Origin of the sequence: Peribacillus sp. FSL E2-0218, from assembly GCF_037992945.1 — a bacterium.
GTDB lineage: Bacteria > Bacillota > Bacilli > Bacillales > DSM-1321 > Peribacillus > Peribacillus simplex_B.
In genome coordinates, this window is the sequence record NZ_CP150304.1 from 4,030,136 (window position 1) to 4,048,326 (window position 18,191).

14 protein-coding genes are annotated in these 18,191 nt (G+C 42.1%); 3 read left to right on the top strand and 11 right to left on the bottom strand.

Annotated elements, in window-relative coordinates; all coding sequences use genetic code 11:
* Window positions 1–134: 134 nt before the first annotated feature.
* Complete coding sequence (locus MHI53_RS19380; protein ID WP_340372004.1) at window positions 135–1,406, bottom strand: MFS transporter; 1,272 nt, start codon at window positions 1,404–1,406, stop codon at window positions 135–137.
* Between the two features lie 82 nt (window positions 1,407–1,488).
* Window positions 1,489–2,613 (bottom strand): alcohol dehydrogenase catalytic domain-containing protein, encoded by a 1,125-nt coding sequence (locus MHI53_RS19385; protein WP_061140774.1) that lies wholly within the window; start codon window positions 2,611–2,613, stop codon window positions 1,489–1,491.
* Between the two features lie 369 nt (window positions 2,614–2,982).
* Here MHI53_RS19385 and MHI53_RS19390 point away from each other — a divergent pair, with 369 nt between their 5' ends.
* Both MHI53_RS19390 and MHI53_RS19395 read left to right on the top strand, forming a co-directional pair.
* Window positions 2,983–3,777 (top strand): DeoR/GlpR family DNA-binding transcription regulator, encoded by a 795-nt coding sequence (locus MHI53_RS19390; protein WP_061140775.1) that lies wholly within the window; start codon window positions 2,983–2,985, stop codon window positions 3,775–3,777.
* A 346-nt stretch (window positions 3,778–4,123) separates the two neighbouring features.
* Entirely contained in the window at window positions 4,124–5,392 is a 1,269-nt protein-coding gene (locus MHI53_RS19395; protein ID WP_340372005.1) for an ATP-binding protein, read from the top strand.
* 70 nt (window positions 5,393–5,462) lie between these two features.
* On the opposite strand, the gene MHI53_RS19400 is transcribed toward MHI53_RS19395, so the two are convergent.
* From MHI53_RS19400 to MHI53_RS19435, 8 genes are all read right to left on the bottom strand, one after another.
* A complete protein-coding gene (locus MHI53_RS19400) occupies window positions 5,463–8,633 on the bottom strand; it encodes an ATP-binding cassette domain-containing protein (RefSeq protein ID WP_340372006.1) in 3,171 nt (1,056 codons plus the stop codon).
* 250 nt (window positions 8,634–8,883) lie between these two features.
* Complete coding sequence (gene sspL, locus MHI53_RS19405) at window positions 8,884–9,015, bottom strand: small, acid-soluble spore protein L (RefSeq protein ID WP_061140778.1); 132 nt, start codon at window positions 9,013–9,015, stop codon at window positions 8,884–8,886.
* Window positions 9,016–9,196: 181 nt separating this feature from the next.
* The gene (gene helD, locus MHI53_RS19410; protein ID WP_340372007.1) at window positions 9,197–11,536 is read right to left on the bottom strand and encodes an RNA polymerase recycling motor HelD; all 2,340 of its coding nucleotides are present in this window, start codon (window positions 11,534–11,536) and stop codon (window positions 9,197–9,199) included.
* Between the two features lie 408 nt (window positions 11,537–11,944).
* Window positions 11,945–12,922: a D-glycerate dehydrogenase gene (locus MHI53_RS19415; protein WP_340372008.1), complete on the bottom strand. Its 978-nt coding sequence runs from the start codon at window positions 12,920–12,922 to the stop codon at window positions 11,945–11,947.
* A 195-nt stretch (window positions 12,923–13,117) separates the two neighbouring features.
* Window positions 13,118–13,387, bottom strand: a complete 270-nt coding sequence (locus MHI53_RS19420) for an excalibur calcium-binding domain-containing protein (RefSeq protein WP_061140780.1) — start codon at window positions 13,385–13,387, stop codon at window positions 13,118–13,120.
* Between the two features lie 269 nt (window positions 13,388–13,656).
* Complete coding sequence (locus tag MHI53_RS19425; RefSeq protein WP_185113016.1) at window positions 13,657–14,412, bottom strand: 3-hydroxybutyrate dehydrogenase; 756 nt, start codon at window positions 14,410–14,412, stop codon at window positions 13,657–13,659.
* 37 nt (window positions 14,413–14,449) lie between these two features.
* Window positions 14,450–14,881: a lipocalin-like domain-containing protein gene (locus MHI53_RS19430; RefSeq protein ID WP_061140782.1), complete on the bottom strand. Its 432-nt coding sequence runs from the start codon at window positions 14,879–14,881 to the stop codon at window positions 14,450–14,452.
* A 36-nt stretch (window positions 14,882–14,917) separates the two neighbouring features.
* Entirely contained in the window at window positions 14,918–16,231 is a 1,314-nt protein-coding gene (locus MHI53_RS19435) for a GntP family permease (protein WP_340372009.1), read from the bottom strand.
* Window positions 16,232–16,556: 325 nt separating this feature from the next.
* Here MHI53_RS19435 and MHI53_RS19440 point away from each other — a divergent pair, with 325 nt between their 5' ends.
* Window positions 16,557–17,453, top strand: a complete 897-nt coding sequence (locus MHI53_RS19440; protein WP_061140784.1) for a LysR family transcriptional regulator — start codon at window positions 16,557–16,559, stop codon at window positions 17,451–17,453.
* A 51-nt stretch (window positions 17,454–17,504) separates the two neighbouring features.
* On the opposite strand, the gene MHI53_RS19445 is transcribed toward MHI53_RS19440, so the two are convergent.
* A complete protein-coding gene (locus MHI53_RS19445) occupies window positions 17,505–18,062 on the bottom strand; it encodes a competence protein ComK (protein ID WP_061140785.1) in 558 nt (185 codons plus the stop codon).
* Window positions 18,063–18,191: the final 129 nt, after the last annotated feature.

The window sequence follows — 18,191 nt, forward strand, 5'->3', positions numbered from 1 at the left end:
TCATGTTATTTCCGCTTTATTATCATCATTCTCCACTTCATTTTTTTCATTATTGAATCGATAAATATTATCATTCGTTTGCATATATCTTTGTTCACGGGTGAATTCGATAGAAAATGATGATGATCGTTCAATCATTGCACTACTGGCATGTTAGAAGACGTATCCACTGTTTCTGTTTCTATTTTTTTAGGTAATGTAACAAATTTCATCATGAACGCACTGATCAAATACAATCCTGTATAGATCCAAATGATGCCTACAGTTCCGACACTTCCAATGAAAAGACCGACAAGAGCCGGACCAACGAATGTACTCAGACCAGCACCCAGGTTCAGAATGGACATTGCAGCTCCGCGGTTTTCCGGGGCTAGTGATGGGATCAATGCGGAAAGGGGCACGTATGCAGCAAGACAAGCACCGAAACAAATGGCAACAATTGTTGCCGCCATGTAATTCGCTCCAAGAAAGAAAGGAGTATAATAGAGTGCCGCTGTGAATACAGCACATCCTACACCGCCAAACCACATAACTGTGTTGCGCCAACCGAATTTATCGCCGATAATACCCCATATCAGGTTAAAAATCACATTACTGGACCATAATGCACCATAAATCTGTAACCATTCAGTTCGGGTAAATCCAATTTCCATCATATAAGCTGGAAGAAACACAACAAATCCGTATGCGCCTGCCGTGTTGATCGTACGAACGATGCCTCCAAGCCCGACTTTCGGACGCTCGAATGCTATGGTGATTCCCTTGGAAATATATTTAAGTGCTTCCGCTTTAGAATTGAATTTCCTTCCATTACTTTCCTTATCTTTGTTTAAGGAAATGGCAATAATGGCTCCAAGTGTCACAAATACAAGGGCACTCCAAAGCGTTTTCAATTCTCCTAGATAAGAAAGGGCAAAGCTGGAGTAATAAGCTCCAAGAACATTCAATCCTCCGGCAAACGAGACCCAGAACCAGCCGACAGCCGTTCCTAGTCTTTCTGCCGGCGCGTAATAGGTCAGCCAAACGAGGAAAGAGTAGGCAAACAAAGGGTAACCAAGTCCCCGAAGTGAATAGGTAGGAAGCATGATTGCCAGATTCATTGTAGGGAGACCGAACGTTAAAAAAACCAGAGTTCCCGCTATGAATAGAGCCACCCCGAAGGACATGGCTTTGCGAGGACCCAATACTTCAGCTAGGACGCCGGAAAGCCAGGCAGCAATGGCAACAGCGAAACCATATACACTAAACAGAAGGGCAGATTGCTGAACACTTAATCCATTATCGATTAGATAGGAAGATAGCCATCCCAATTCCAAACCGTCACCCATCATAAACAGCAGTACACCAAGATACCCCATTGCCATTTTGGAATCCATCCCCAGCTTCCCTAATAGTCCCTGATTCATCGTTTTTCCTCCTCTTCATCTCTTTTCATTTCCAAAAAACAGGTTCCGAAACGAAGAAGGAACCTATTCGACTATGATAGTTTTATAGATTTGGGTTTAAGATGACCTTTAATGACTCTTTTCCGCTTTTCACCAGTTGAAATCCTTTTTCAAATTCTTCAAGTGAAAGTTCATGTGTGACAACGCCTTCTGTAGGAAGATCACCGTTAGCAATGCCTTTAATAACGGGCTCATAGCAGTATGGACCAAGGTGAGAACCCAGTACATCAAGTTCTTTCCGGTCACTGATAATGCTCCAATCCACTGTTACCGGTTCTTTAAATACGCTGAATTCAACGAAACGCCCCAGTTTACGAATCATGTTCAACCCTTGTTCAACGGATTTTTGGGCTCCAGTCGCTTCAATGTAGATGTCGCAGCCATAACCGTCCGTCAACTGTTTTACAATCGCGTTTACATCATCTTTTGCTGGGTTCAATACCATATCCGCACCGAATTGTTTCGCCATTTCTAAACGCTCTTCAAACAGGTCAAGGACAATTAATTTGCCAGGTCCTGATTTTTTGATTGCACCTATCATCCCCAGTCCGAGTGTTCCAGCCCCTGCCAGTACAACCACATCTCCCAATTGAATTTGTGCCCGCTCAACGGCATGATAGGAACACGCATAAGGTTCAATCAGAATTGCTTTTTCAATTGGAAGATTTTCCGGCACCTTATAATTAATCGCTTCTTTTGTGAATTTCATATATTCGGCCATACCGCCATTTACATTGTTCTGGAAACCATACAAGTCATGTTTTTCACACATCCAGTATTGGCCTCGGTTACAGAAGCGACAGTCCCAGCAAGGAACGATCTGTTCGGATATAATACGGTCACCAATTTTAAAGTCTCCTTTGACTCCCTCACCAAGTGAGACAACATGACCGATGAATTCATGACCCGGAATCATTGGCGCTTTAATGTATGCCGGCTGCTGATCGTCTCCCCAAAAGCTTGGCGCCCCGTCAAACGCCTTCAAGTCTCCGGCACAAATACCGCATGCCTCAACTTTGACTAAAATTTCACCATCTCCGATTTGCGGAACAGGGACTTCTTCAAGGCGATAATCACCTGGGGAATAAGCCACAACCGCTTTCATTGTTGCTGGGGTTGATTGATTATTTTTATTTTCTTGTACCGCTGTTTCATGACTTTGGACCATTCAACATCTCTCCTCGAATATTTTTTCCTGGATAACGCTTACATAATCGGTGTAAAATGAAAATTTTCAGTCAAGCCTCTTAACATTTACAGTTTTTCTCTGTTTTCTATTTTCAGTATATTACATTTATTATTGAAGGGTCAATATTTATTATCGTTTATTTTCATTTTATTTTTCGTTTTCTTTCGATTTTCAATTACTTTAGATAAATATACAAAAATGATGTATGATAATATTGAAAGAAAATTCAATTAGTCGATTCCATTCAGCCTCTTTTGAATCATAAATGCTTCTTATATATATAACTTGACTAGTAATCCGCTTTTGCAGCTAAACTGGATAAAATAACTTAGGTATATAGGTGATAACATGAAAAAAATGTTTGCGTCAGAACGAAGGAAAATCATACTCGGAAAACTAACAGATCAGCATCGGGTAACCATAAAAGAGCTTTCAGAAGAAATTAAAGTATCTGAAGCGACATTACGTACGGATTTATCCAAAATGGAGGAAGAAGGCCTTCTAAAAAGAACACATGGAGGAGCCATACTATCCGAAAAACAAGATAGCGATACAAGCTTTACTACACGAGAATTAAAGAATCGCTATGAAAAGGCTGCCATTTCAAAGAAAGCTGCTGAGCTTCTCTCAAACGGGCAATGCATTATGCTCGATTCAAGCTCAACCACTCTTGAACTTGCACGCACGATAAAAGAAATGCCAATTAGACTGACCGTTGTTACAAGTGGCATCAATACTGCATTAGAGTTAAATGAAAATCCCAATATCACCGTGATATTATTGGGAGGTATTATAAAAAAAGGTTCCTTTTCCTTAGAAGGCAGTTTAGGAATAAATATTCTTAACCAAATTAATATTGATCTGATGTTTACGTCCGCTAATGGATTTACTTTCGAATCAGGATTAACGGATTTCAGTGTATATGAGGTAGAACTGAAAAAAGCCATGGTCAGCGCCTCCAACAAGGTGGTTGCCTTGCTTGATCATACTAAGATCAATAAAAATTCGATTGCCTCATTCGCTTCAATCAATCAAATAGATACGATAATCACTGACTTTGATATGACAGGAAGTTACACAAAGAAACTCGAAGAACAAAATGTTAAGATCATAATGATATCAACAGACGAACACGTTAATTAATCCCTTCCTCCACGGTAATTTTAACCATACAGTTTAACCGCCGGAAGTGAATATACCGTTTTACCAACATACTAAAGCAGCCCGAAACTCGAACTGATTAGCTATAAGGCTGAAAGTGAGTAATATCGGTGTCATGATGGATGGTTCAATACGTAAAACAAAAGTAAAGGCTTTGGAATGGTGGATTCCAAAGCCTTTTTCGATTGATTTACGATCGTTGACTTACATTGCAAAGGAATCTTTCTTTTTCAAAATATCTTTCTTACAATAAATTACTTTATTCAAATCCTCCTTTTTAGTGTTATTCTTGTAGGTAGACCAAATTGTAATTTTTCAGGAGAATCCGATGAATTTCACTTATATTAATCAACACATTCTAGATAATCTCTTTTATATCCTGGTAAGCATTTTAATTTATTCCACTTTATTAGATCACGGCAAAAGGTTATGTCAGTATGGCAAGGTCCTCATCACTACATGCATGAGCATTCCGATCCTATTATGTATGAAGTTCCCTATTTATATCGATGAATATTGTGTTCATGACTTCAGGCAAATCCCTTTTATAATCGGGACACTGTATGGCGGTTGGCCTGTCGGGGCTGTTCTATTGGTCATTCTCTTGACTGGCAGGTTTGTTATGAATGGGTTCAATCTCCTTACTTTAATGGTTTATATCGTTATATTCGTCATTACTGCTCTATTTTCTTCTAAATTCAATGCGTATAACAGAAAAAGTAAGCTAAATAGCTCGATCTTATTGATTGTATTCCTAGGCATCCTAACAAGCTTGCTTGCACTCGCTATGTCTGATTCTTTTCGAATAACGGAGGCCTATATCTTTTACTTCATCATTCTTCCTCCTTTCATCATCGGTTTAGCTGTGTATATCATGGAAATTTTAAAGGATGCGATTTTAATCCGAACACAAATGGTGCGGCTTGAAAAGATGGAGGTCGTCAGTCAGCTTGCGGCCAGCATTTCTCATGAAGTCAGAAACCCTTTAACGGTTGTGAAGGGATTCGTTCAGCTGCTAAAAGCACCCGATCTGACCCAAGATGAAAAAGAGCAATATATCCAGCATGTTGTTCGGGAGCTTAATAGTGCGGAATCCATCATTAGTGAATACTTGGCATTCGCCAAACCTGCCATTGAAAAGGTCGATTCCATTTCCATCGACCGTGAAATAGGCTATGTCATTGAAATGATCAAACCATTAGCAAACATGAATTTAGTTACGATATCCGAACAGCTGGCCCCAGGTGTCACTCGTGGCAATACTCAGCATTTCAAGCAATGCTTCCTCAACTTAATCAAGAATGGGATAGAGGCCATGCCGAGCGGCGGGGAACTGCGTATCGTTTCCTATGTAAATGATAACGACATCATTATCGAAATAAAGGACGTTGGAATTGGCATGAACAAAGAACAAATACATCGTTTTGGCGAGCCCTATTACAGTTCCAAAGAGAAAGGGACAGGGCTAGGTTCGATGGTGGCTGTCAAAACGATCCAAACGATGAATGGCACGCTTCATATTAATAGCGCTTCGAATAAAGGAACAACGATCACTGTAGGACTTCCTGTTTATGATGAAGATACTTCTGCAAAATAAGTAAACAATCTTTTCATATAAAAAGTCCGCCGTTCATGGCGGACTTTTTTTCATTGGATTGCCGTCTTATTTATGCTTTCCGTTCAAGGCATGCATGAACCGCCATCATGTCACGTTTGTTCAATTCACGAATCCGGTTGAAAATCGGAATATCGGCAACGGCTTCGGTACGTTCACCTTCAGCCACGACATCGCTTACCTTCCCTGTCAGCCAGGTTTCCACATCGATATCTTCGACGATCGCTTTACGTCCTTCATCATCGATGCCACTGGCATGACAGCTCACACAAGGTATCGTTAATTTATGGACGCCGTCATGGAGGCCATCCTCGGAAATGGCTTTCTTCCCATTACAAAACGGGCATTTATGACTTGCTTTGATTTTATTGATTTGCGTCACGATTTTCTTGTAGCCAAACGCCTCATAAACATAGGTTAGTTTTTTATATTTGCCATTGGTGAAATATTTATCAATGATCGTTTCTCTTGTTTCGTTAATATTGGCAAAATCACAGATGGTGATCTGGTTTTTGGTGCTGATGGCTTCGATGCTGCCTGTGATGCCGGCCCAGAATGGCAGCGCATTTTGCAGGACCACTTCATAGCCTTGGAAGCTTGCCAGTTCCAGCTCAAGCATTTTCAATGCGGCTTGTGTTTCACGGGAAAGGAATGAAACATCCTCCGTCCATGCGATATCGCCGCCTACAATCGCTTTTAGTTTTTCCAGCTCTGGCAGCTTCCCTGCTATTTTGATGACTTCATCCATTGGTTGTTGGATGATTTCACGAATGTCCATGTCGGCAAATTTCAGCTTTTTATGATGGTTCAAGATCGTTCCAAGGCAGATCGGGCAGGTGATATTCTCTTTAGATGCTTTCATCTGCTCTTTAATGATCGATTTCGAGATGAACATATAACGTCCGATGATGAGATTGAAGCCTTCCCAAGTACGAGAGGCCTTGCCTGCTTTATCATAAAAGGACTTTTCCCAATATCCATATAAGAACGTCTGCTTCTCTGCATCCGTCATATCATTATAGCTTTTACTCATGTCGTGACCGAGCTCATTCTTGATTTCATCAAACAAAAATTGCAGCTTTGGATATTGATAATATTTCAGTACTTCCATCACGTCTGGATGTAATAAGCCATCCCAGAAAGGTACGTTTTTATCTTGAATGACAACATCGATATCAAATTTTTCAATGACACGGCGGCCCGAACAGCTTGGACAATGATTCTCTTTAGAATAAAAATCGAAGCTTCTTGTATCTTTATTGGTCGGGTGTGACGCGACCAGATGATTGATCATGCCGCCCAATTCAAATAGAAACGTATATTGGCTGTACAAGTGCCGTTCAAGATCGATCGCGATCACGGGTGCGATCGTGTCAGATTCGTATTCCCCATAAATTAAACGGGCCATCGACGACAAGCTTTTTAGGATGCCGCCCTTATAGATGTTCTCTGCCCTTTTGAAATGGTCCAATTGGTTTTCCTGCAAATAATGGATGCCGCTTTTTGACCGGAGTGCAGAGGAGATATGCAGGGGCTCCTCTCGATCTTCGATATTGTTATGGCGATAGTATTCATCATGGCTGACAACATCAAGATGCCGGACTGGCTCAAGCTGTCTTTTTCCGAAATCCACGATATAATCCGAGCCTTCCAGCATATACCGATTATGTTCAATCATGATGATCGAGACCGATTCATCCTCGAGGATGACCCTGATGCTATCGATGAATTGATTTAAAATGTTTTGCGATAACCCTTTTGAAGGCTCATCAAAAATGAATAGCGTATGCGGGTTCCTTGTTTTCGCGAACAGCTCCGAAACTAAGTGAACACATTGAAATTCGCCAGTCGATAGCGATTGGGTTTTTCGCTCTAACGTCAAATACCCAAGCCCAAGCTTGATTAATAGGCTCAAGCGCTTATGGGTGATGTCCTCATTTGGCAGTTCTTCGATGATATCCTCGATCGAACGCTGAAAGATATCATCAATTTCATCCCTGTATTTGGTGAGCTTCTTCTTGATATCAAGAAACGTCGCAACAGTTGAGCGACTGGTAATCGATTTATTTCGGTCCTGCCCGACCATGACGAGTTTATCCTTTGGATAGCGCACCTGAAAATCTTTGGCGATACATTCATTGACAAGTGTGGATTTCCCGCAGCCCGACTCACCCGTAAAGGTAACGAGTCTATTCTTAGGAAGGTGGATTTCTTCCATTTGTATATTTCGGCAAAAAAGATCATGAAATTGGTAGAATTCATTTGGCGTTGCCTCATTTCGTTCCCAGCTGATCGGCTTGGGACGAGGTGATTCCTCCACAATTTTGCCGCCATATTTCCCGCTGCCGGGTCCAAAGAACAATTGCTCGTCCGTGCTATCCAACACCGTGTCTGAATGATCAATGAGCCATATTTGATTCTTATCACCTAATGACTTAATCTGTTCCAATATTTTCAAAAGGGTCTGATGATCCAGCCCTACGGAGATTTCATCAATGATGATCACGGTATTTTCGCTTGTTGCCAGGAATTCAGCCAAGTAAAGCCGGGTTAATTCTCCGCCTGACACGGTCCCCATGATCCGGTTCATGCTTAAATAACCAATATTCATATTGATTATATTTTGGAGAATATGCTGTTTGGCTTCACTAATATGTAAGATCTCTGAAAGTGAAAGGATCGATTCGATGCTTAACTCGTTGATATCGGAAATAGTATGCGGGCGATCGAATAATTCAATCGTATATTGCTCGACTTCTGGATTGTAACGCTTTCCCTCACACTTCGGACATTCGACGTTCTTCGTCGTGCCGCGTCCTTTACAAGCGGTGCACCAGCCTAAAGCATTATTAAAGGAAAAAACTTCTGGAGAAAGATTGAATTTTTCAGCAAGACAAACACGAATCTCTTTAAACACACCAGTATGGGTGCCAATGGTCGAACGGGGATTGGATGAGATGGACGATTTTCCAAGAAAAAGGACCAGCGGCATTTCCTCCATCTTGATGGCGCTGAAATTGGTTTCCATAATATCAGAAAATAAATATTGATATTCAGACTTCGGCAATAAGGAAACGAGACGCTTCTTCGATTCTTCCCCTATGGCCTGACAAAAGGTCGTTTTCCCTGAACCAGATAACCCGGCAATCCCCAAGGATTGATCGCCTGGCAATACTGCATCCAGTTCGTTAATATTGTTCGCTATTAATTGGTTTATTTTCATCTGTGGATCCTCTCCATTTATATTTATCCAATCTTTAATGTAGCACAGCGCTATCTGTATTTGGTATTTTTTTAAACGGTAACCCTATCCTTATATTCTTTCACATTTCCCAGCCTTGAAAACGTATGAATATGGAATAAAATTGGTTTCATTCCGTTTTGTGAGTGGGCCTAGCTACAGCTTTTGTCTCGCATTTCTCCTTCAAAAGCCCCTCTCGATTAAAGAGAAGGGCTTGCTTTACTAAATACGATTATTTTGTATTGGACTTTTTTGCCTTATTTTCAAGCTCGCTTTTGGGCTCTGTGGAGAATTCGACATCTTTTCCATGTCCCTGTGGGTTAACACTTGGTGCGATTCGGCCTCTTCCTGACTTTTTGCTCATTTCCTTCACCTCCACGATTATTATGTCCGAACCGTTATAAATTAAAAATGAGATCCCCCCTTTCTGTATGTTAATACGTTCCCCCCATGATAGGAGGAGCTTAAAATGAACCCTTAAAAAACCTGCATAGAACTAAGTCTATACAGGCGTCAAACATCCCTAAAATCAATCAGCTTCTTCGTTAATTGGTTGTCGCAAGTAAGCTGTCCGCGCTAGCGTTGAGCAAGAAAGGACTAGGCTCGCCAACCGAATATACCTGTAAGTTATGCATGGCCCTCGTACATGCGGTGTAGAACAATCTACGCAGGCTTTCATCACCGTATGTTTGCGCAGATGCATCATAAATGATGACAGCATCAAATTCGATGCCCTTGGCCAAATAAGCAGGGATAACGACAACGCCCTGTTCATATTCATTTGTCCCTCTCTGGACGAGTTTCATATCTTTGATGGGACTTAGCGCTTTGAATGCAGCGGCACTTTCCGCAGCAGATTTGCATATAATCGCGATCGTATTGTACCTACGACTTTGCCAGTCTTTGACCTTTGATACAATATTGTCGTGCAATTCCTCCCGGCTAGACACTTGGGTCAGCAGAGGTTTTTCTCCTTCACGGTCAATTGCCTTAATGAGATGGCCTTCAGGAATTAGTTCCCGTGTAAATTCGATGATCTGCTTTGTCGATCTGTAGCTTTGTTCCAAGGTGATACTTTCTGTTTTATCCATTCCATATAAACTTGTAAGCGTCTCGAAATTCACCCTTTCACTGGCATGAGCGAATATCGCCTGATTAAAGTCACCGAGCACGGTCATCCTTGCAGAAGGAAACAACCTTTTCAAAAACTCGAATTGAAAGGGGGAATAATCTTGTGCTTCGTCTACAAGCAGATATTTTATCGACGTATTCGTCTGAAATCCTTGAATGAGCTCCTTCAACAGCAAAAAAGGAGTCGCGTCTTCGTAATAAAGCTTCCCTTCGTCGAGCATTTTTTGCGTGGATAAGCATATTTCCCTTTCGGCAGGTGTGTTACCGCCCTTCCATTGTTCGTTCCTTATTTGTTCGTCAAAAAGTTGCTTGTATATTGCTTTAATATTGATGAATTGAAGAGCTTTTATCCGTTTGCGCAACTTCTTCAATTTCTTGCGGACGATCATCCGCGCGAGCAATTCATTCTCTTGCTCATAATCATCAAAGGAATCCTCAGTATCGCCGCGTTTTTTTTGTATTTGGCTGTATACCTTTTGATAGTCTTCTTTGCTAAGATACTCGATTTCCTCTTCAACCCAGGGTTTTTTCAGCTCAAGCTTTTCCGTTTCATCAAGCAGCTCGCCTAACCACTCTTTCAGCTTATCGATCTTATTATGAAAACTTAGTGTGGTGTCTGTGTTATAAAATCTTTCTGTGATTTGTTTGGCGGAGACAAGCGTTTTCCCGCGGAACTTTACACCTCTAAAGATCATTCCAGATCGTTCCAGTGATTGTCTGTATGTTTTGATGATCTCAAAGAAACGAAGTGATGCCTTGAATTGAATACTCGCTGTCCTGGTACTATAGGAAGGAGCATCCGCTTCCGTCAATAAAAACTCCAATTGCTCATAAGGATCTTCAACTTGAAACGAGTCGGCCAGACGATGGTCCAAGTATTCCTGGAATGTTACTTGCTGCATATTTTCTTCGCCAAGTTCCGGTAACACATTGGATACGTAGTTATTAAACATGGAGTTAGGAGAGAATAGAATGATTTGATCGGCCTTTAATTTATCTCGATTCTTATAAAGCAAGTAAGCGATCCTTTGGAGGGCAGCCGATGTCTTACCGCTCCCAGCGGCCCCTTGAACAATGAGCAGGCGTCCGCGATCGTTCCGGATGATTTTATTTTGCTCCCGTTGAATGGTGGAGACGATACTGTGCATATGCTTATCCCTTCCCTTGCCCAGCACCTGCTGCAGGATCTCATCTCCAATGGTGAGACTCGTATCGAACATGGATTCGACAACGCCACCCTTGATGATATATTGCCACTTTTTCTCCAGCATCCCCTTAATCACGCCTCCGGGAGTAGAGTATTCCATCGGACCGGGAGGATAGTCATAATAAACACTCGAAATCGGGGCTCTCCAGTCGTAAATGATGAAGTTTTCTCCTGATGGATCTGTAAGGGTCGAGGTCCCTATATAAATATGCTCCGTAAGCGAAGACCCCTCTTCCGTGACATCTATCCGTCCGAAATAGGGAGCTTCCTTCATGCGGCGCAATGTCGATAGTCTCTTTGAGGTATATCTATGTTCACCTTCGCTTACTGACAAGGCTTGAGCCTGTTGCCTTAAGCCGATGATGGTCTCGAGGTAGTCATCGAATGTATCCACATTCACCTTGAGATCATCCCAAAAGTGTTTACGGATATTCACAACTTCTTTTTTGCGTTGTGAGGTCTCTCCTTCTATTTTGCCGATTTGTTGATTAATTGTTTCGAGCACCTCATCCAAACGCTCCTGCTCCTGCCGAATTTCATTGTTCATATCAGACACTCCTTCGAAAAATAAAAATAGGGGTTGACTAGAGGTGAGCTTTACCTTATACTTAAAGTAAGGGGTAAACTGTTTATATATTTATCATAAATGTGTTTCTATACTAACTTATCATAATCGAACATTTATATCAATGTATATTTCCGATCAGTTGCCTAAATTAATCATCTTTTACATTCAAATCTAAAGTCAGTAACCAGTTGAGCCTCGCTTGACTGGTTATTTTTATGTCTGCTGAGCTTTGGAAACCTCGCCGTTTCGCTTCCCGCTACTTTCATGGTTGCTGCGACACCGCATCACGATTTGCTTCGGAACATGCCGAAGCAAACATCCGCGGACTAAAAATGGATAGCCCTAAAAAAGGCTATCCAGCTTCATTCATAAACGCCAGCTAACAACTCACTTTACCTGTACACCCGTTTTGATCAAGGAAGGAGGAATTTTCCCACTTACCCCAGATACAAGATTGGTTGCGGCCAGCATCGCCATTTTCAATCGGGTTTCGGATGTTGCGGAACCGATATGCGGCAAGGTAACGACATTCTTCATCGACAGCAACGGATTGTCTTCCTGGACAGGCTCCTGTACAAAAACATCCAGTCCTGCCGCGCGAATTACACCTGTTTTGAGCGCAGTGACCAAGGCATCCTCATCGACCGTTTTCCCTCTTGAGCAATTGATGAAAATGGCGCTCTTTTTCATCAGCTTGAATTCTTGTTCACCCATCAATTTTTCGGTTTGGGGAGTAAGTGGTGTCATCAAGCAGACAAAGTCAGACTCCCTTAACAATTCTTCCATCGTACAGTATGTAGCCCCAAACTTTTGCTCCGCTTCCTCATTTCTAGATCTGTTGTGGTATAAGATATCCATATCGAAGCCAAAACGAGCCCTTTTTGTAACGGCAGATCCTATTCCGCCCATACCGATTATGCCTAATACCTTATGGTGCACATCCACTCCAAACCATGTTTCGCCCATTGAGGATGTCCATTCCCCTGACTTAACCAATAGATCGAGCTCAGGCATTCTTCTCGCTGCAGATAACATCAAGCCGATAATCGTATCGGCGACGGTTTCATTTAAGACCTCAGGCGTGTTCGTCGCCATAATTCCACGTTTAGACAGCTCCGTTACATCAAGATTGTCGTAGCCGACCGACGAATTACAGACAATTTTCAATTCCGGTGCCTGGTCCAGTAAGTGCTTATCCACTTTTAATCCAGACCCTAATATCCCTTGTGCTTTCTTCAACTCTTGCAGAAATTCAGGATAATTTTCCGAATCAAGATTCTCGAAATATACGACTTTACATGTATTTTGGATATAATCCAACACTTGTTGATCCACCTTCTTGTAAATGATTACTCTCGGCTTCATCTTCGATCCCTCGCTTCCAATAAAGTAGGCAAAATCCCCCTCCCTATAATCTACCATTTTTCCAATAAAGAATAAGAGTAATTTGAATGAAATCAGACCATTACATGCTTTAAACTTATTGCTATATGCAGACGTTTTTATTACAAGCAACATAAAAAGAGACCTTTCTTTTAAAAGGTCTCCGCTAACTGATTCTTATTTTTCGCAAGCGATCCAGTCTTTATCACGATCACTTTTTTTATTGGCATCGTATAGCTCCTTTGAAACATGGGGCTTATATTTCGTTTTTCCACCTTTATTTTTAACGGAAGATGTACGAGCGACTCCTCCTTTGTAGTCCTTATTCAATTCCGTACAGTTTTTGTAGGTCTTCACCTTTGTTTTGGCACCGGCAACATCATGAGCTCCAAAAGACACCCCCAAAACCAGGCCTAAAGATAGTAAAATAGTAATTGAACGCTTCAAAATATGTAATCCCCTTCCTAAAAATTAACTTTTTACTAATCATAATGGATCATATCCTTTTTTACAACAACTATATTCCCAAATTAATGAAGTTTTGAAATTACATTCAATAGGCAGCGGCCGATTAGCCATGAAGGCGGGATCATTTAGATTTATACAAACGTGGGATGTTGTCACAAACGAAACGATAAGCGGCACTCAGTGGTGACGATGCAGGTATAACAAAAGGGAATGATTTCAAATGAAATCATCCCCTTTTTTATCGATCATTAAATTCCGCCTGCAACACCGATTTCTTCACCTGTGATGGCAGCAGCGCCATCTGAGGCTAGGAATACGGCTGTTGCGCCGATTTCAGATGGTTCGAGTAAGCGTTTGATCCATTGTTTGCCTAGGATATGATGGTTCAGTGCTTCTTCTACGGTCGTTCCATCTTGTTCTGCAAGTATTGGCAGTTGTTTTTCAATTAGCTCCGTGCGCACGGGACCAGGCATGATCGTGTTGCAGGTGATGCCTTTCAAAGCATTTTCCAGTGCCGTTACTTTCGTAAAACCAACTTGGCCGAACTTGGCGGCGCAATAAGCGGATTTGTATGCATCAGGAATTCTGCCGTGAGCTGAGGAGATATTGATGATGCGTCCTTTTTTCTGTTTTTGCATGGCTGGGAGCGCATGCTTGGTCAATAAGAACGTTCCTTTTAGAATGACATCATTTACAAGATCCCATTTTTCAACAGGGAAGTCTTCCACTGGAGAAATGAATTGAAGTCCCGCATTATTGACTAGTACATCTACTGTGCCGCGTTCAGCGATGACTTGTTGAACAGCCGCTTGAACGTTTGGTTCGTCAGCCACGTTTACTTTATAGCCCTTTGCATTGCCTAGTTTTTCAGCTGCACTGATCGCTGCTGCTTCGTTTAAATCGAATATAGCTACAAAATCGCCATTATTAATGAATGATTCTGCAATAGCGTACCCAATCCCTTGTGCTGCCCCTGTTACGATTACTGTGCGTTCGTTAGTCATGATTTTGATCTCCCTTTGTCGTATATTCGTTTAATCCTCAGTGTTTCGCCACTTTTTTCCATATAAGCTTATCTTCTGGGTGAAGAGCATTGTAAATGACCACATGATCACCTTCAATCTTCGCCAGCCGCGGCTGCGCTTGATCGAGCCAGGTTGGATTCATGCTGACATCCATATGATGTGTTAACTCCTGTTTTTCTTCATCCACTTCAAACGGACCTGAATAAGCCAGGTACCCATGTGCTGCTTCTGCCATTTCTTCCGGTGTCCCTGTGTGCAGATCCCCTGATTTGTAAGCAGGGCGACCAGATGCCATCAGTTGCGCAGACATATATCCATCTGGGTTATACATAATGAATCCTTTAGCATCCTTACCCAAAGGATAAATCGTGTTTCCAGCTGCATCTTGCGTTTCGTATGATACCAATGCCCATGTACCGATCACTTGTTCACGCATTGATTTCTCCATCCTTCATCACCTCCTTCATTGGAATATCCTTTTGCCTTAATAAAAAATGATCCCAAGTATCAATGCGGCAATCAGCGCAAAGAAGTTTGGTAATGTAGTGCTATAGAATGAGTATTTATAAGCGTTTTTATGATTCAGGCCTGTTAATGCGAACATCGATAGGATAGCTCCTGCATGCGGGAGGGCTGTAAATACGGATGAGGCAATCGCCGAAATGCGATGCATCGCTTCCGCATTCACTCCCAGCGCCAGATAGGACTGCGCAAATGCTTCCATCGCAATCCCCAAGCCGCCTGATGAAGAGCCTGTTATCGCGCCGAGTGCCGCTGAGGCGACTGATAAGCTAATCAATGGGTTCCCCGGAATCCCTAATATGAAATCGGAAATCACCTTGAAGCCTGGTGCCATGGTGATCACGACACCAAAGGCCACGGCCGCGGCCGTAAAGAAAATCGGCGTGATCGAGCCATTCGCACCTAAGCTAAGTGCCGTTTTGTGTGAGGGAATGTATTTATGGAATAATGCAGCGGCTACTACTATCGCTGCCGCCAAGCCAATCAATACGATATTGGCAACCTTCAAGGCACTGCCTGTAAAGATGATGATGATCAGTACCAGTATGGGTAAAATACTAATGATGAAAGAAGGTATCTTTTCTTTTAAGATAATCTTTTCTTCATCCTTTTCTGCATAGGGTTCAAAGGTTTCACCGTTTGCCAAGCTTTTTTTCAATGTATACCTCAAATAAATGACCCCGATGACAATGGAAATCAAGGTTGCAACGATTCCCATTAACGGCGCTGCTGTTAATGTCGTGCCGAGGTATGTCGTTGGGACGACGTTTTGAATCGAAGGTGTCCCGGGAAGCATCGTCATCGTGAATGTTCCAATCCCCAGAAATACGGGAATCACGACTAAATTCCAGCCGATATTCAGTTGCTTGAATAATGGCTTCGCCAAAGGGATGACCACGAATAAGACGACAAATAAACTGATGCCGCCAAAGGTTAAAATCGCACTGATCACATAAATCGCAATTAAAACGGAAAAGGGCTTTTCCGTACCAGTGATGGATAAAACCTTTTGTGCGATTGCTTGTGCCGCACCGCTTTTCTCTATATATTGCGCTAAAATCGCACCTAATAAAAATACGCCAAAATAATTGATTAAAAACCCTGTCAGCCCTGTCATGAATGACGTTTCAGTTCCGATTAGAGAAGGAAAGAAATTCATGCCATTCGTCACGATGACGATAATGGAGGCAAGCGGGGCAATAAAAACGATGCTAAAGCCCTTCATTGCCATAAGGACGATTAAAGCAATCGCAATTAAAATACCGATTGTACCCATACTTTGTTTTCCCCTTTTTTGTAAGAAATAGCAGCAAGCCACAACAGAACATTCATGAAAAAAACACCAATGAACCTGTTCATTCGGTTGCCAGTGATAGTATAGCCCAAGAGTTCATTTCCTCATGGTAGGTGCGTTCAGCTCAAAATCATACCCTTTCATATCCCCTTAGACATGATCAATTTACTGTTTCCAATCCCGAACCACTGGATTCAAAATCGTTTAAGCTCACTACTATTCAAATATAATATTCCCATACATATAAGTGAAATATATAATAATGATATGTTATATAAGTATTAGTAATAAATAAGGGCGTGTTTAGATGGATTTCAAACAAATACAGTATTTTACCGAAGTCGTGAATCGTGGCAGCTTTTCCAAAGCGGCTGAACATTTATTTTTATCGCAGCCAAATATTAGTAAATCCATCAAGGATTTAGAAAAGGAATTGGATGCTAAGCTATTAACCCGAACCACCAGAAAAATCGAACTGACCGATACAGGAAAATTACTTTATCAATATGGCCAACGCATTTCCCAATCCATCGAGCATTTCTATGATGAATTGGATGATATCAAGAATAGTAAAAAGGGAAATATAAAAATGGGCATTTTTTCAACACTCGGCACGGAGATTTTCTCTGAACTGATGGCCCAATTCCACAAAGAATACCCCTTCATCACGGTCCGTTTCGTCGAGGATGGCGCCCTTTATCTAAAGGATACCTTACTTCAAGGTGAACTTGATTTAGTGGTGATGCCTTTGCCCATCGAGGATGATTTTGAGAGCATTCCGTTCATGAAAGGCGATTTACGCCTTGTTGTTCATCAAAGCCATCGACTTGCGAAAGAAGAAACGGTCTCCTGGGAAAATTTAAAGGATGAAAGCTTCATCATCTTTCGCGAAGGCTACCAGGTTCATGAGTTGATCATGCAGGCTTGCAGTCTGAATGGCTTTGAACCGAATATCATTTGTGAAACCTCGCAGTGGAAGTTCATCATGGAAATGGTTTCCTTCAATCAAGGCATAACGGTCCTCCCCAAAGGTGACTTGGAAGAGATGGATATTAGTAATAAGGAGATGATTACGATTCCCCTAACCCCCGCTATAAACTGGCAAGTGGGAATTGCCTGGAAAAAGAGCAACTACATCTCCTTCGCTACCCGAACGTGGATTGAGTTCATTAAAACGAAACTGGCAGACAGGGAAGACCAATGAATTATTGCAAGCAAAAGACCGCCGATTCGGCGGTCTTCGTCTCGGATTTCATTATTCCTTCCGCTTCACCCTGTAATGCAGCTCCCCAGGTTCCTTGCAAAAGGTGACTCCGCTTCCAGGCTCGTAATAAAAGGTTTTTTTGCCTAAAGAGCGTTCGTGGAAGGTGGTATGCAGATAGGATGCTTGGTCCCTTTTGAAGGTGAGTTGATTTTTGCTTAAGGATACAGGAAGGCAATGTCCATAGTCTGTATGGACCAGGGTTTCTTTTTCGTTCATTTCCTCGAGGTCATGGACGTGAATGTAGGAAAACCAGACGCCCCCGCCTAATCGGAATGAACGGGAGGAAAACCAGACCATGCCAAGCTGGGCGTTGATGCAGACTGGCAATCTGTACTTTCCGCCCAGCACCGATTTGGCTCCTGCAAGGCCGCCATCAAGATCCAGTCCAAAGTGATTGAGCGTATGATTGAGGATGTCAAGGCGCGGCTGTGCAACAAGGAACGTGTTTTCCCCTTCCACCACCATCGCCTGCTCCGCACCATTCGAATCATAGTGCTCCATCATCGCTACCGTATCCTTATTCATTACATATTTTTTTCGTATCATCATTCCGTTCACTCCCCATTTCCATAATGATTTTTTAGGAGTATACTAAGACATAGAGTCAGGTATACGCCTGCTCGATGCCCTTAGGTGACTGTCTCCCATGACTTTCTCACCTAGGGGTTTTTTGGCTCC